Genomic DNA, 15,150 nt, shown 5'->3' with positions numbered 1-15,150 from the left:
TACCCAATATTGTAATAACTTTTGCGTCTGATTGCAAGTAGTTTCACTATATATTTTTCTAATATATTTTATTTTTCCAGTTCTTTCTCCAGAACGCCCATTGCAATCTGTTCGCTGGTGATTGGAAGATCTTTGAACCAGATGCCGGTTGCATTCGCAATCGCCTGTGCAAGCGCCGGTGCCGGAGTGTTAATTACGATCTCTCCGATGGATTTGGCACCGAATGGACCGGTCGGTTCATAACTGCTTTCAAATTCGACCTGCAGATTTCCCATATCTCTTCTGGATGGTACTTTATACTGCATGAATGAGTTATTCAGCATTCTTCCCTTTTCATTATACTGGATATTCTCATAAAGCGTCATTCCGATCCCCTGTACAATCCCGCCTTCTGCCTGCACTCTTGCAAGATTCGGGTTGACAACGGTTCCACAGTCTACGACAGCCTTATAATCCAGGATTTCCACATGACCGGTCTCTTTGTCGAGTTCGATCTCTACTGCCCCTGCCATGAATGGCGGCGGTGATGTCGGAGACGTATTACTTTCTGTCACCTCAAGCGCACAGCCATTACCGCACATGGATTTCGTACCGATATCTTCCAATGATACACTCTTCTGTTCTTTCGGCCATTCTACATGATCGCTTGCAAATACCAGTTCTTCCACAGGTGCCTCCAGCATTCCTGATGCAATCTCAAGGATTCTGGCAATCAGCTTCTGGCATGCTTTTTCTACTGCCTTACCTGTTATATACGTAGTACTTGACGCATAAGATCCGGAATCATATGGCGACGCATCTGTATCGGCACCGAGTACTTCAATTCTTTCCATCGGACAGTCCAGACACTCTGCTGCCATCTGTGCCAGGATCGTATCGCATCCGGTTCCCATATCTGCTGCCGCGATCATCAGTGTATAGAATCCGTCATCATTCATCTTGATTGTCGCGGAGCCGACGTCTACGCCCGAGATTCCGGATCCCTGCATTGCCATTGCAATACCGACGCTTCGAACTTTACCATTTCCCATGTCTTTACACGGATACTTGTCCTTCCAGCCGATTAGTTCCGCAGTCCGCTCCAGGCAGCGGTCAAGTGCACAGCTCTGTGCCGTCTCACCGTAATATGCAGGCATCACATCGCCTTCTCTTACCATATTTTTTAGACGGAATTCTACCGGATCGATATGTAATCGTTCTGCCATTTCATTTACTGCAGATTCCACTGCAAAGATTCCCTGTGTCGCGCCATATCCTCTGTATGCTCCGGCAGCCATATGATTGGTATACACAACATCGTATGTAAAACGGTGTGCTTCTGCCGAACTATACAACGGGATCGATTTATGACCGGACAATCCAACAGTCGTCGGTCCGTGATCTCCGTAAGCGCCTGTATTCGACAGTGTATATACATCGATCGCACGGATCTTTCCTTCCTTCGATGCACCCAGACGGACATGTACTTCCATCTCATGTCTCGGAGACGATGCGATCTGCGATTCCTCTCTTGTAAAGATCATCTTCGAAGCTTTTCCCGTCTTCCATGTGACAAATGCCGGGAATAATTCCGCCACGACCGACTGCTTTGCACCAAATCCGCCTCCGATTCTCGGTTTGCTGACACGGATCCTGGATTTCGGAATTCCAAGTGCATTGGAAATGATACGTCTTACATGATATACAATCTGTGTAGAGCTTAAGATATTCAGTCTTCCATAAGCATCCATAAAGCATGTCGTACGGAATGTCTCCATCATGGCCTGCTGCGCTGCTCTTACATGATAGGTGCCTTCCACAACTTCATCACAGTCAGCCAGCACTGCCTCTACATTCCCGTCTTCAGTGCTGTCACATGCACATAAGTTCCGCTTATTATCTGCGCCGACCTGGCAAAGTGCCTTCCAGTTGTCTTCCGGATGTACCAGTACTTCGTTATCTTTTGCCGTATGGAAATCCAGTACTGCCGGAAGTACTTCATACTCTACTTTCAACATCTTAAGTGCCTTATCCACGCACGCTTCATTCTCTCCTGCCACGATTGCCACAGGATCTCCCACATATCTGACATGCTGGTCAAGGATCAGACGGTCATACGGACTGAGTTCGGGATATGTCTGTCCCGCTGTGGTGAATCTTTCATGTGGTACATCTTCCCACGTGTAGATATCTTCGATCCCCGGCACTCTTTTTGCCACATCTGTCTTTACTGATTTTACGATCGCATTGGCATGCGGGCTTCGGAGTACCTTTACGATCAGGCAGTCCTTTGGAGCAAGATCATCCATGAATACCGGTTTTCCTGTCACCAGTGCCATTGCGTCTTTTTTTCTTATCGGTTGTCCGACTGCTTTCATGATCTTTCTCCTTTCTTTCTATATTCGATAAATGCTTCCATTGCACGAAGCTGTCCTTCATATCCGGAACATCTGCAAAGATTTCCCGCAAGATATGCCTTGATCTCTTCTCTTGTCGGCTCCGGATTCTCGCGGAACATGGCAATTGCATTCATGATCATTCCCGGATTGCAGAAACCGCACTGTTCTGCACCCTGATCTGCAACAAATGCACCGAATTCTTTTGCTTCTTCCTGAAGTCCTTCTAACGTATCTACCTTGCATCCGTCGACTCTGGCTGTCAGCATCGAACAGGATAATACTGGTTTATCATCTACAAACACTGTACACAGACCGCAGTTCGACGTCTCACATCCACGTTTTACACTATAGCATCCATGATCTCTGACAAAATCGATCAGAAGCTGATCGCTGGATATTTCCGCTTCTCTCATTGTCCCATTTAAAAGAATCTTTACTTTCATATCCTACTGATCTCCTCCTTTTGTATTCAGTGCTTCCAATGTCCTGCGGATCAGAACATATGCCAGACGGTTTCTGTATTCTTTGCCGGCGCGCATATTACTGTCCGTCTTTACCTGTGAAGCAATGCATTCTGCCTCTTTCTTCATCTCTTCTTCAGTACAGACACCACTCCATACTTTTTCTCTGACTGCTTCTGTCAGTTCCAGTCGGACCGCCTTCTGCGGTCTTGCACCGATACATACGCATCCATTTTCAGCATTTACTGAAACCGCACATGTCAATACCGGAAAATCTGTCTTGGAATTTCTATGTGCCAGATAGATCATATTTCTCTGATCCTTTTTTACAATGACTCTGACTAAAATGTCATTGTCTCTTTTCATCTGCGCAAATTCCTGTAATGGAACAATCCCTCCTTTATACAGTTCTACGTAACTGTCCATTGCAAGAAACACCGTCAGTACATCCGAAAATCCATAGCGTCCGAATATACTTCCACCAATCGTTGCAAGGTTCCGGAACTGTACGCCGACAATATCACTGACCGCATCTTTTACTGCGCCTTCACACCATTGGTTCAATCTTTCATGACATTCCAGTTCACGGAGTGTCGTCATACATCCGATCCGGAATTCTTCTTCTGTCTCTTCGATCTGATTCAGACCGAGTCCGGACAGATCAATCGCTTTCTGTACATTCCGGTTCGACATCTTAAGCCACAACATACCGCCCAGAATGCAGTTCGTCCTCTTCTGGTTCAGTTCATATGCCTGTTCCAGACTTTCTGCCTTCACATATTCCTTGATTTTTAACATACGCCTTTATCCTTATCTCTCTTTACTTAGCTTTATCCAGTTTCATCTATTCTTACTTTTATCAGTCTCACCTTTTTATCTATTCGTCTTTATTCCAGTGTAATCGCACCGGGAAAACAGACTCTGACGCAGGCAGGTTCCCGCCCTTCCCTGATTCTTTCAATACACCCGTCACACTTTTCCATTTTTCCATCCTTGTCAAAATGGATCACGTCTTTCGGGCAGACCTTTTCGCAGGCATGACATCCAATACATTTTTCTTTGTCTGTCAGTACAAATCCAGTCTTCGGATCTTTGTAAATTGCCTGCACCGGACAGGCTTTGATACAGATACCGCAGTGAGCACAGCCCGGACAGATATTCTTTTCAAACTGATTTTTCACTACCTTTTTGACCGTCCGATGGCTCTTTGCATCTACATCTTCCACATCATGGTGTGCATCCAGACAGGCTATATGACAGGCATAACAGCCGACACATTTATCCGGATCAAATTTTAATCGGTAACTCATGCCTTCACCTCGCCTTTTTCTTTCTCGATTTTACAGAAATAACTTTTATATCCCGGGAATCCTGAAATTGGATCCAGATAATTTCTGTCTATCAGATCATTTGCCTCACCCTTTGCATTGCCATGATAGACGTGTACAATTCCCGGCTGGCTGTTCAGGTAAACCGCCGCAATTCCGCAGATACTTCCCACCGGGGAAGATACCCTCACCATGTCACCATCTGCAATACCATACTTTTTCGCATCTTTCGGATGGATTTCTACCAGTGTTGCCTCTTCAAGTCCTGCAAGCCACGGTACCCGGTATGTTCTTGCATGGAAAAGCTGTGGTTTTCTGGAACCGGTATTCAGAATCAGTGGATATGCTTCCCTGTCCATGCCTGACACCTCACGGAAATCTCTGTATTCCGGAAGTCCGGAATATCCGTGGCTGTCTTTGTAACGTTCGAGTATCTGTGATACAAATTCCACCTTACCGGATGGTGTATGAAAGCCTTCTTTTTCATATCTCTTAAATGCAGGCGGAGTGATCACACGTCCTTTTACCCCTTCCGGATGCGCCCGCAATTCCTCCAGTGTGACACCGGATGGCTCCAGAATATATTCCATATATTTCTCATAGCCATGTTCCAATGCTTCATCATGTAACTGCATGGCACGAAGCATGCCGATCATGATCTCAATATCATTCTTCGCCTCTCCGACCGGTTCGATTGCTTTTTCTGACAGGAAGAACATTCCTCCCCGTCCATTCAGCACAACATCTCGTTCAAAGGAAGACGCTGCCGGAAGAACCAGGTCTGCCATCTTGCTTGAATCTGAGAAAAACAGATCTACATTCACATAAAAGTCCAGCGCTTTTAATGCTTTCTGAAAATGCTCCGGCTCCGGCCACATTCTGTGGTTCAGGCCGAATCCCACCACAGCTTTCAACGGATATGGTTCTTCCTTCAGAATATAATCTGCAATTCTTGTACACTGCGCTTCCTCACACGGTAGATCAAACCATGCCGGAAAATCTTTCTCACCGATGGCTTCTATCGTATCCAGCCGTTTTACTTTTCCATATTCATTGCAAGGAGACACCGGACCCGGTCTTGACGGATTGCCACCTGGAATATCATAGTTGCCGGTAAGTGCGATCAGACACATCACTGCCCGGTAATTCTGCATTCCATTAATATTATGTACAACTGGAGACGCTGAAAACATCACCCCGGCAGGCCCGTTAGATGCATACATTCTGGCAGCTTCACGGATCAGTTTCTTATCTACACCGGTGATCTTCTCTGCTTTTTCCGGTGGAAATTGATTCACATACGCTTTGTATTCTTCAAAACCATATACATATTTTTCTACAAATTCTTTATCATACAGCCCTTCTTCTATGATCACCTGTGCCATAGACAGCGCAAGTGCTCCGTCCGTTCCCGGCAGAAGTTTCAAGTGGATATCCGCTGCCTGTGTCGTTACGGTCTCTCTTGGATCTACGGCTATGATCTTCGCCCCACGTGCTTTTAACGACTGATAAGGTCTTGCCATTCCCACATTGGAATGATACAGATTGTTACTCCATACGAGAACCGTCTGTGCATGCATCAGATCCGGAAAGCAGATGTCATTTCCATAAATAGATTTCCATGCCATTGCCGCCGACTGAAAACAGGTACTGGATTCCGTACAGTAATTCGGAGACCCGTAAGCATTGGCAAGCCGCAGAAGTGCCGGTCTGTACCATTTCGGATATCCCGCATAAAATGCTGCCGCCTGCGGACCATATTCTTTTTTGATCCTGAGAAGATTCTCTGCAATCATCCGATACGCTTCATCCCAGGATATGCGTTCAAATTCCCCGCTTCCTTTTTTTCCGATCCGTTTCATCGGATACAGAATCCTGTCTTTGTTATAAACATACTGCCTGGAAGCAGCTCCTTTAGAACATAATCCTCCACTCTGCCCCGGAAGATCCCGGCTGCCTTCTACCGACACAAGCGTTCCTTCTTCTACATAAGCATCGATCGGACATCCCGCTGAACAGATATTACAGCGGACTTTTTTTATTACTCTTTGATTCATGCTGTTTCACCCATCAATGTTTCTATGTTCATTCGTACATTTTATTATAACAAGTTGCTTTTCAGTTTTCTATCTATTTTTCAAATTTCTGTCTTTCTTTCCTTTCATGATCTCAAAGTACATAATAAGAAGAAGTGTTCCCGCCAGCACCCATGCCGCCGGAGATGCCAGACAGATTCCCATATAGCTGCCAAAATGTGATGCAATCAGCGATGCACCGCTCCGTCCGACAAGTTCTGCAATCCCCGCTGTCATCGGAAGCAGTCCATATCCCATTCCCTGAATTCCGTTTCTATACAAATTAACAATAACAAGAGGCAGGAATGACACGCTTACACACCTCAAATAAATATCCACATATTCCATGATCTGATTTACATTCTCTGATACAAAGAATATCGTCATATATTTTCCGACAAAGAAAATAATCACACCTGTCACAACCGCATAAATAAATCCAATCAATGTTGCACTCTTAAATCCTTTACGGATTCTCGTATATTTCCCTGCCCCCATATTCTGTGCACAGTAAGTCGCCATCGTTGTACCAAGCGCAACGTAGGCCTGCGTAAACACCTGCTCGATCTTGCTTGCTGCCGCAAATCCGGCTGCAGCTGTAGAACCGAGGATATTCAGGCAAGACTGTACAACAATCGTTCCTATCGCCGTGATGGAATATTGGAATGCCATCGGAAGTCCGATCTTCAGCTGCCATCCGGCCAGATTCTTATCTATTTCCCAGTCTTCTCTATGAAGATACAGTGCGGGAACCTTCTTTGCAATATATAGCAGACACAGGATTCCCGAAATTCCCTGTGCGATCACTGTCGCATAGGCTGCCCCTGCCGCTCCCATTCTAAAGACAATGATAAACACCAGATCCAGCACAATATTCAAAAGTGCTGCAATCACAAGAAAATAAAGCGGACGCTTACTATCGCCCAGTGCCCTTAATACACTTGCAAGATAATTGTAAAGTGCCTGTGCCACAATCCCGCCGCAAATGACCATAATATATCCGTAAGCTTCTCCATACATGTCTGACGGTGTATTCATCAGATGCAGCACCTTCGCCATACTGATCATGCTCAGCAATGTAAGAATAACGGTTACGATTCCTGTAAGTACCGCACCGGATGCCACAGACTTCTTCATCACCTTCATGTTTCCGGCTCCGAAGTGCTGTGCTGTAACAACCGTAAATCCCGCCGTAACTCCCTGCAGGAAGCCAATGATCAGAAATACCAGTGTTCCACATGCTCCTACCGCCGCCAGTGCCGCATTACCGACAAATTTCCCGACGATCACCGTATCTGCCATATTATAAAACTGCTGAAAAATATTACCGATAAAGATCGGCATTGTAAAATTGAAAATGATCTTTCCGGGAGTGCCGGCCGTCATATCTTTTTCCATCCTGTTTTCCTCCTTTTCCGTCATCTGTGTATATCGCTATCTTTCATCTTCATTCTATGTGTTTACGTTAAGAAAAGACCCTGATATCGCTTCAGAGCCTTTTCTCGCAAAACTTTATTCATTATATAAAACACAGAAAACAATTGCAACTATTTTTCTGCAGATTTATTTACAAATCCAACTTTATTAAGCGGCCAGTACCGGAATCCTGCTTTGGCCAGAATTGCCTCTTTCTTTACATACGTGTTATCCCAGTATCTGGAATCCAGACTATTGTTCCGGTTATCCCCCATTACAAAATAACTATCTTCCGGAACTTCATAAGGTCCGAAGCTTCCTGCCATCTCTTCCGGGCAGAAGCTTACCGCCTGTGTCTGCTCTTTTCCATCAATGTAAATCTTCCCGTCTTTCACGGTAACCGTCTCTCCTGGCAGTCCGATCACGCGCTTGATAAAAATCTTGGACGGATCATCTGGATATTTGAAGATTACAATGTCATATCTCTCTGGATCATCTTTGATATATGCCAGACGGTTTCCCAGCACCCGGTCTCCTTTCATGATCGTATCCTGCATGGATTCCGACGGAATCACGGCATTGATATACACCAGTTTGTTCATCGCAAATACAACACAGAATATGATCAGAAATGTTTTCAGATAATCCCATACAGCCGCCATACCGGTCAGCTCTTCCTCTTCCTGCTTCTTTTCCTTTTTATTTTTCATATTTTTACACTCTCCCCTTTCATGTAGCACATACGCGATCTTTTTCACACATTTTTACGTTCTCCCCACGCTTCACACATATAGCTTCATATAGTTTATGAAAGTTTTAATATAACCCCATCCGGACTGAATGCCACTTCATTGCCCTCATTAATCTCTTTCTGATAAAGTTCCGCATCCGGAATCTCTAACTGAATCTCTTCTTCACTTTTCAGCTTCAGAAGGGTTACTTTAGCCATTGGTTCTACCCCGTCCGGTCTTCCTTCACATCCAAAATCCGGTTCATCAATTCTCATCACCAGATATCTCATATCCAGGATATCTACTGTCTGCGCATCTAATTTTCCATCAAAGAACTTATCCAGTACTCTCCGAAAGACTTCATTCTCTTTTGCCGCCAGCGCAAACAACGTCATTGACGAACGCAGTTTCAGATCATCAGGCCATCCCATGACTCTGGTTGCATCATCTGATTCCAGTTGCAAAAGTGCCTCTGAACTCTCTCTTAAATGTGCATTTATCACTGCGTTTTCTATATATGCTTTAGCTTCTTCATAGTCTTCAATAGCGTAGTACATTGCAGTACCGCTACTCCCCAGCCCCTGAATCTGCGGAAAAATGTACCACATCCAGCAACTTCTCTTATGTCCACTCTTAATCTCTGCAAGAGCTGTCTTAAATTCTGACTCCTGCGCTTTGATAAACCTCTCTAGATTATTCTCTCTCATTCTTTTTTTGAACCTCCAGTCTATACATCTGTCTGTACGCTGCTTCTTTTCCAGTACAGTTTTTATAACAACATCTTTTTCTATTTTAGCATATCTTTCTATGTCATGTATACATCAAATCATCCGACATCTATAGAATAACCGGAACACAAAAAGCAGAAACTATTTTTTACACCAGCTTCCGCTTTTATTACTTAATCTGTAGGATGTGAAGATTCCTTATATTTTTCCAGACTTTTTAAACAGCATATGAAATCCCCCCTTCTTCTTACCGGCAGAAAAATTTTCTTGCATTTTCCGATATGCCAGACTATAATAACGATTGAACAAAGTTTTTTATAAACAGGGGGGAGCTGGAGAAAACCGGCTGAGAGGAAGCGTAATTCCGTTTCGACCCTTTACCTGATTTGGATAATGCCAACGGAGGGATTCATACCATGTATTGATTTGACAGAGATGCCCCCGCATCTCTTCTTTTTTACTTTTTGTACCCTCCATCCGCTTTATGAATGAAGGGTATTTTTTTATGAAAGGAATGTTTATTTATGACACACACAACTTTATCATCAGACTCTTCACGGACAAGACGACTGGCTCTTGCCGGTGTATTTACGGCTCTTGCCATCGTCGGAAGTTTCTTAAGCTTTCCGGTTGCAGGCAGTAAATGTGCACCTGTACAGCATATTATTAATATCCTGGCAGCAGTCACGTTAGGGCCCTGGTACAGTGTAGGAATTGCATTTTGTGCCAGCCTGTTACGAAATCTGCTTGGTCTTGGCAGCATGATGGCTTTTCCCGGAAGTATGGTTGGAGCACTTTGCTGTGGACTTGTATACTCCATTTGCCACAAGCTCAGCCTGACTTGTCTTGCAGAGGCACTCGGCACAGGAATTCTTGGCGGCCTGGCTGCTTATCCTGTTGCAGTATATATTATGGGAATCACTCCTGCCGGGATCTTCGTCTATGTAGTTCCATTTCTGATTTCTACTATTGCAGGAAGCATTCTTGCATTTCTGCTGATTACAGCGCTGAATAAAAGCGGCGTAATGGCTATGATAAAAACGACTCGTTAAGAGTTGTTTAGAAACGGTACATTGGGGACACCACCTTGTACCGCATACACAAGTATCAGATTTTCCCATCTGATATAGGCGTCAGTAATTTCATAGTTCTTTTATGAACCTCAGATCTGTGTAGAGAAATGTTTCCCTGCATCGAAATCTGTGTGTTTTTGCTGACGCATTATAACCTTATATTTAATTTTTTTAACGGAGGCAAACACATGAGAAATTACACAACACAGATGGATGCTGCAAGAAAAGGAATTGTCACTCCTGAAATTGAGATTGTAGCAAAAAAAGAAAACATGACAACAGAAGCACTTATGAAACTTGTTGCAGAAGGTAAGGTTGCAATCTGTGCCAACAAGAATCACACCAGCCTTGATCCGGAGGGTGTCGGAAGCATGCTCCGTACCAAGATCAATGTAAACCTTGGTGTATCCCGCGACTGTAAGGATTACAATATTGAAATGGAAAAAGTTATGAGCGCTGTAAATCTTGGTGCTGAAGCCATCATGGATTTATCGAGCCACGGTAACACACAGCCATTCCGCCAGAAACTGACACATGAATGTCCTGCTATGATCGGTACTGTTCCTGTATACGACAGTGTCATCCACTATCAGAGAGATCTTGCAACTCTGACTGCGCAGGACTTCATCGACGTTGTCCGTCTTCACGCAGAAGATGGCGTGGACTTTGTCACACTTCACTGCGGAATTACACGTAAAACGATTGAACAGATAAAAAAACACAAACGTAAAATGAATATTGTAAGCCGTGGCGGAAGTCTTGTATTTGCATGGATGTGTATGACCGGAGAAGAAAATCCTTTCTACGAACACTATGATGAGATTCTCGATATCTGCGAAGAATATGATGTTACTATCTCCCTTGGTGATGCATGCCGCCCCGGATGTCTGGCCGATGCTACCGATGTATGCCAGATTGAAGAACTGGTGCGTCTTGGAGAACTTACAAAACGTGCATGGGACCACAATGTACAGGTAATGGTAGAAGGACCGGGACATGTACCGCTTGATCAGGTTGCTGCCAACATGAAAGTACAGCAGAGTATCTGCATGGGTGCTCCGTTCTATGTACTTGGCCCTCTTGTTACGGATATTGCTCCAGGTTACGATCACATCACATCCGCTATCGGTGGTGCAGTTGCTGCTATGAATGGTGCTGCATTCTTATGTTATGTAACACCTGCAGAACATCTGGCGCTTCCTAATGTAGATGACGTAAAACAGGGGATCATTGCTTCCAAGATTGCTGCCCATGCTGCCGACATCGCCAAAGGTGTTCCCGGAGCACGTGATATTGATGATAAAATGGCTGAAGCACGTCAGAAACTTGACTGGGACGCACAGTATGCCTGTGCATTAGACCCTGAAACAGCCAAAGCCATCCGTGACAGCCGAAGCCCGGAAGATGATCATAGTGATACCTGCAGTATGTGCGGAAAATTCTGTGCAGTCAGAAGTATGAATAAAGCTTTGGCCGGAGAATATATTGATATTCTGTAATTCTTGGGATTTAATTTATTAACGGGGAAGCGGCCTCTCAGTCCTTGAAGGAAACAATAATCCTTATCTATTGTTTCCTTCAAGTCGTGACTGGCTGTGAATGTTAATAAATGTGAAGAAGGTGTTGAAAATAGTTAAGCGTCAAAATTATGCGTTGGGTTTTCGAAATTTGCCTGTTTGAGCCGAATGGAGAGTTGCAAATTTCGGAAGCCCGTTTTTAGCGAGTGTGTAAATAATTCTGTGTAAACTAAATACGTGATATGTATCCTCTTGGATTGATGTTAAAATAAATATTAATTCAGGAGGATATTTTTATGGCAAGAAGAAGAAAAATGACACCAGAAAGAAGAGAGTTTATTAACGGCTTATTGGAACACTATCAACCAACCGATGCTCAAGATGTTCAAGAAATGTTGAAGGATCTTTTGGGAGATACCCTGCAAGGAATGCTAGAAGCAGAAATGGATCAGAAACTTGGCTATTCGAAGTATGATTATCAAAATAAGGAGACAGATGATAGCCGGAACGGTTACAGCCATAAAACGGTTACATCTTCGATGGGCGATATTGATCTTGATATTCCCCGTGATCGCAGAGGTGAATTTGAACCACAGATTGTAAAAAAACATCAAACAGATATTTCTAACATTGAAGATCAAGTTCTGTCCATGTATGCAAAGGGAATGACTACCAGAGACATATCAACACACCTTTCTAATGTCTATGGGGTGGATGCATCTGCAGAGATGATTTCTCACATGACAGATCGCATTCTTCCAATTGCCAAAGAATGGCAGAATCGCCCTTTGGAGAAGAAATATGCCATCGTTTTCATGGATGCCATTCATTTTTATGTACGAGAAGATAATAGAACGGTAAAGAAAGCTGTATATGTAGCTATAGGTATCAGACTTTCTGGTCAAAAAGAAGTTTTAGGTATGTGGATTGGCGGTAATGAAAGTGCAAAATACTGGCTTGGTGTACTGAATGAAATCAAAAATAGAGGTGTGGAAGACATCATGATTGTATCTGTTGATGGACTGACTGGTTTTGTGGATGCAATTCATGCAGTTTTCCCATTAGCGGAAATCCAAAGATGTATTGTACATCAGATTCGTTATTCCACTAAGTTTATTTCCTACAAAGATATCAGAGCCTTCATGAAAGACCTGAAACTGGTTTATAAGGCAGATACAGAGCAGCTTGCATTAGAAGCGTTAGATATGCTGGAAGAAAATTGGGGTGGAAAATATCCATCTTCAATAGCGTCCTGGCGTAATAATTGGCCGCAACTTTCTACATATTTCAAATACCCTGGAGAGATTAGGAAACTAATTTATACCACGAATTCCATAGAGAATTTCAATCGTCAATTAAGAAAAGTGACGAAATCAAAAACCATCTTTCCGACAGATGATTCGCTTTTTAAGATTCTGTATCTTGCCATGACCGACATCACAAAGAAATGGACTGGAAAAACATGGGATTGGGGACAGACCTTGGATCAGCTCTGCATATATTTTGGAGACAGAATCCAACCAGAAGATCTCGAATAGAATAAAAAGCAACTATGAGTAAGGGTCAAAAACGCCCGTTTTCAGCGGGCGTTCTTGACATGTCTGCTTATTCATGCTAAATAGTAAATAAGGCTTAAACAGCAATCATGCCATTCAAGCCTAATTCATTTTTTTTAACTTAATGTAAATCATTATGATTTTTTCATTAATCTAAGAGATTTACACAAAATATTTTACACTCTCTTTTTAGCATAATTTTGACGCTTCAGTATTTCCCGCCGACGGAACCTGAACAGGAACGGCTTCCTACTTTTTATGCAGGTCCGGGTCGTCGTGCCTTCCTGAATTAAATAAATCCCAATTTAAATCTCCACCTCAAACGTCAGCCTGTCCAGAATATCTTTCTGCATATCTACTCCCGGATACACCTCGATCAGTTTCAATCCCTTCGGTGTCAGTCTGAACACGCAGCGTTCTGTCACATATAACACCTTTTGTCCATTTTCTATCGCTCGCTTTGCAGAGAAGCTTACACTGTTGACCTTCTCTACGAACTTAGCAATTTCTCCTTCTTTCTGAATCGTCACCACTCCTTTTTTCTGCGTAACCTCCAGACCTTTGGCATCAAATGTCATACAGAACACAACCGTCGGTGTCTTTGCCGTAATATTTGCAAATCCGCCGATTCCGGCAAATGCACCAGGTCCTCTGTGTGCATTGATGTTGCCATATTTGTCAACTTCCAGAGCTCCCATAAAGCAGATGTCCAGTCCTCCGTTATCATATAAGTCGAACTGGTTTGCCATATCATAGACTGACGCTGCACCAATCATAGCTCCAAATGCTTCTCCCGATACCGGAAATCCGCCAATACCACCTGACTCTACCGTAAGGGTTACCATATCCAGCATGCCGCTCTTTCTCGCATACCGGGATACCATCTCTGGGATACCGATTCCGATATTCACGATATCATCCACCCGAAGTTCCTGTGCAGCTCTCTTACCAATGATATTTCCCGTCACACTGTTCTTTTTTGGTTTGGTCGATACATTCTCGATCTTTTCACTCCATGTATACCAGTCCTTGTAAGGAATCTCAAAGCTTCCCGTAAGCGCCGTATACGCTTCGTTTCTCTTTTCCGGCTCTGCCACAACGATTGCATCTACAAGACATCCCGGAATAATGGCGTTACGTGGACGCGACGGTGTATCAACCAGACGGTCTACCTGTACGATAACTTTTCCCCTGTTTGCTTTTACCGCCTGACAGATGGAAAGAGCATCGCCGGACATAAACATATCATCGAATGTGATATTTCCCTTTCTGTCTGCTGCTGTTCCTTTAATCAGTGCGATCGTAATCTTCGGAAGCTTGTAATACAGGAATTCGTCCCCGTCTACTTCTACATGTTTTACCAGTGAATCATCGATGGATATGCGGTTAATACCAGGTCCTTCTCTTCTTGGATCTACGAATATATCCAGTCCGACTTTCGAAAGGGCTCCCGGCAGACCTCCGGCCTGTGCACGGATTGCATGAGAAATACATCCAAGGGGAAGATTATACGCTTCAAAACGGTCCTCCAGCACCAGTTTCTTTGTGCTCATCATGGCTCCGAAATGTCCACAGATCAGTTTGTCTACTGCACCTTCTCTAATATATCCTTCTGCATTATGTTCTTCATCCCAGACACCGAATCCCGCACTGGATACAATCGTCAGATGTGTAGGAGACTGCATCTTCTGATATCTCCGGTAGATTGCTTCATGAAGTTCTGTCGGGTTCTCTATTCCTACAAATGAATTGACACAGATACAGTCTCCATCCCTGATCAGACGGATGGCTTCATCTGCACTCATGATTTCATACATTTTTTCTAACTCCTTTAACCTTTGTACTGACAAAAAATAATTAATTCTATTTTATCTTATTACTCTGCTA

The 15,150-nt window shown here is 43.7% G+C and carries 12 protein-coding genes and 1 riboswitch; of the genes, 3 read left to right on the top strand and 9 right to left on the bottom strand.

Annotated features, from left to right (window positions below; all coding sequences use genetic code 11):
- Window positions 1–68: 68 nt before the first annotated feature.
- The 8 genes from NQ508_RS05715 to NQ508_RS05680 form a co-directional block, all read right to left on the bottom strand.
- On the bottom strand, window positions 69–2,357 hold the full coding sequence (locus NQ508_RS05715) for a xanthine dehydrogenase family protein molybdopterin-binding subunit (protein WP_006426854.1): 2,289 nt from the start codon (window positions 2,355–2,357) through the stop codon (window positions 69–71).
- Window positions 2,354–2,821 carry a (2Fe-2S)-binding protein gene (locus NQ508_RS05710; RefSeq protein ID WP_006426855.1) on the bottom strand — a complete coding sequence of 156 codons (468 nt, stop codon included), beginning with the start codon at window positions 2,819–2,821 and terminating at the stop codon, window positions 2,354–2,356. The genes NQ508_RS05715 and NQ508_RS05710 overlap by 4 nt, the downstream gene beginning before the upstream one ends.
- 3 nt (window positions 2,822–2,824) lie before the next feature.
- Complete coding sequence (locus tag NQ508_RS05705) at window positions 2,825–3,637, bottom strand: FAD binding domain-containing protein (protein ID WP_006426856.1); 813 nt, start codon at window positions 3,635–3,637, stop codon at window positions 2,825–2,827.
- A gap of 89 nt (window positions 3,638–3,726) precedes the next feature.
- A complete protein-coding gene (locus tag NQ508_RS05700; protein WP_006426857.1) occupies window positions 3,727–4,149 on the bottom strand; it encodes a 4Fe-4S dicluster domain-containing protein in 423 nt (140 codons plus the stop codon).
- Window positions 4,146–6,224 (bottom strand): molybdopterin-containing oxidoreductase family protein, encoded by a 2,079-nt coding sequence (locus tag NQ508_RS05695; RefSeq protein ID WP_006426858.1) that lies wholly within the window; start codon window positions 6,222–6,224, stop codon window positions 4,146–4,148. The genes NQ508_RS05700 and NQ508_RS05695 overlap by 4 nt, the downstream gene beginning before the upstream one ends.
- Before the next feature lie 69 nt (window positions 6,225–6,293).
- The gene (locus NQ508_RS05690; protein ID WP_044919647.1) at window positions 6,294–7,640 is read right to left on the bottom strand and encodes an MATE family efflux transporter; all 1,347 of its coding nucleotides are present in this window, start codon (window positions 7,638–7,640) and stop codon (window positions 6,294–6,296) included.
- 149 nt (window positions 7,641–7,789) lie between these two features.
- Window positions 7,790–8,368 carry a signal peptidase I gene (gene lepB / locus NQ508_RS05685; protein WP_006426860.1) on the bottom strand — a complete coding sequence of 193 codons (579 nt, stop codon included), beginning with the start codon at window positions 8,366–8,368 and terminating at the stop codon, window positions 7,790–7,792.
- Window positions 8,369–8,463: 95 nt separating this feature from the next.
- Window positions 8,464–9,096: a DUF1810 domain-containing protein gene (locus NQ508_RS05680; protein WP_006426861.1), complete on the bottom strand. Its 633-nt coding sequence runs from the start codon at window positions 9,094–9,096 to the stop codon at window positions 8,464–8,466.
- A gap of 336 nt (window positions 9,097–9,432) precedes the next feature.
- Window positions 9,433–9,542, top strand: a riboswitch (TPP riboswitch).
- Window positions 9,543–9,641: 99 nt separating this feature from the next.
- Here NQ508_RS05680 and thiW point away from each other — a divergent pair.
- The 3 genes from thiW to NQ508_RS05665 all read left to right on the top strand — a co-directional run bounded on the left by thiW (window position 9,642) and on the right by NQ508_RS05665 (window position 13,245).
- On the top strand, window positions 9,642–10,169 hold the full coding sequence (gene thiW, locus NQ508_RS05675) for an energy coupling factor transporter S component ThiW (protein WP_022415568.1): 528 nt from the start codon (window positions 9,642–9,644) through the stop codon (window positions 10,167–10,169).
- Between the two features lie 209 nt (window positions 10,170–10,378).
- The gene (thiC, locus tag NQ508_RS05670; RefSeq protein ID WP_022415567.1) at window positions 10,379–11,689 is read left to right on the top strand and encodes a phosphomethylpyrimidine synthase ThiC; all 1,311 of its coding nucleotides are present in this window, start codon (window positions 10,379–10,381) and stop codon (window positions 11,687–11,689) included.
- 314 nt (window positions 11,690–12,003) lie between these two features.
- Complete coding sequence (locus NQ508_RS05665; protein WP_006426866.1) at window positions 12,004–13,245, top strand: IS256 family transposase; 1,242 nt, start codon at window positions 12,004–12,006, stop codon at window positions 13,243–13,245.
- Between the two features lie 323 nt (window positions 13,246–13,568).
- Here NQ508_RS05665 and NQ508_RS05660 read toward each other — a convergent pair whose 3' ends face one another.
- Window positions 13,569–15,080, bottom strand: a complete 1,512-nt coding sequence (locus tag NQ508_RS05660; RefSeq protein ID WP_006426013.1) for a CoA-transferase — start codon at window positions 15,078–15,080, stop codon at window positions 13,569–13,571.
- Window positions 15,081–15,150: the final 70 nt, after the last annotated feature.

This window comes from Dorea longicatena, from assembly GCF_025150085.1.
In the GTDB taxonomy this organism is placed as follows: domain Bacteria; phylum Bacillota; class Clostridia; order Lachnospirales; family Lachnospiraceae; genus Dorea_A; species Dorea_A longicatena.
The sequence above is the reverse complement of the archived record's forward strand: the minus strand, read 5'-3'. Positions and strand labels throughout refer to the sequence as shown.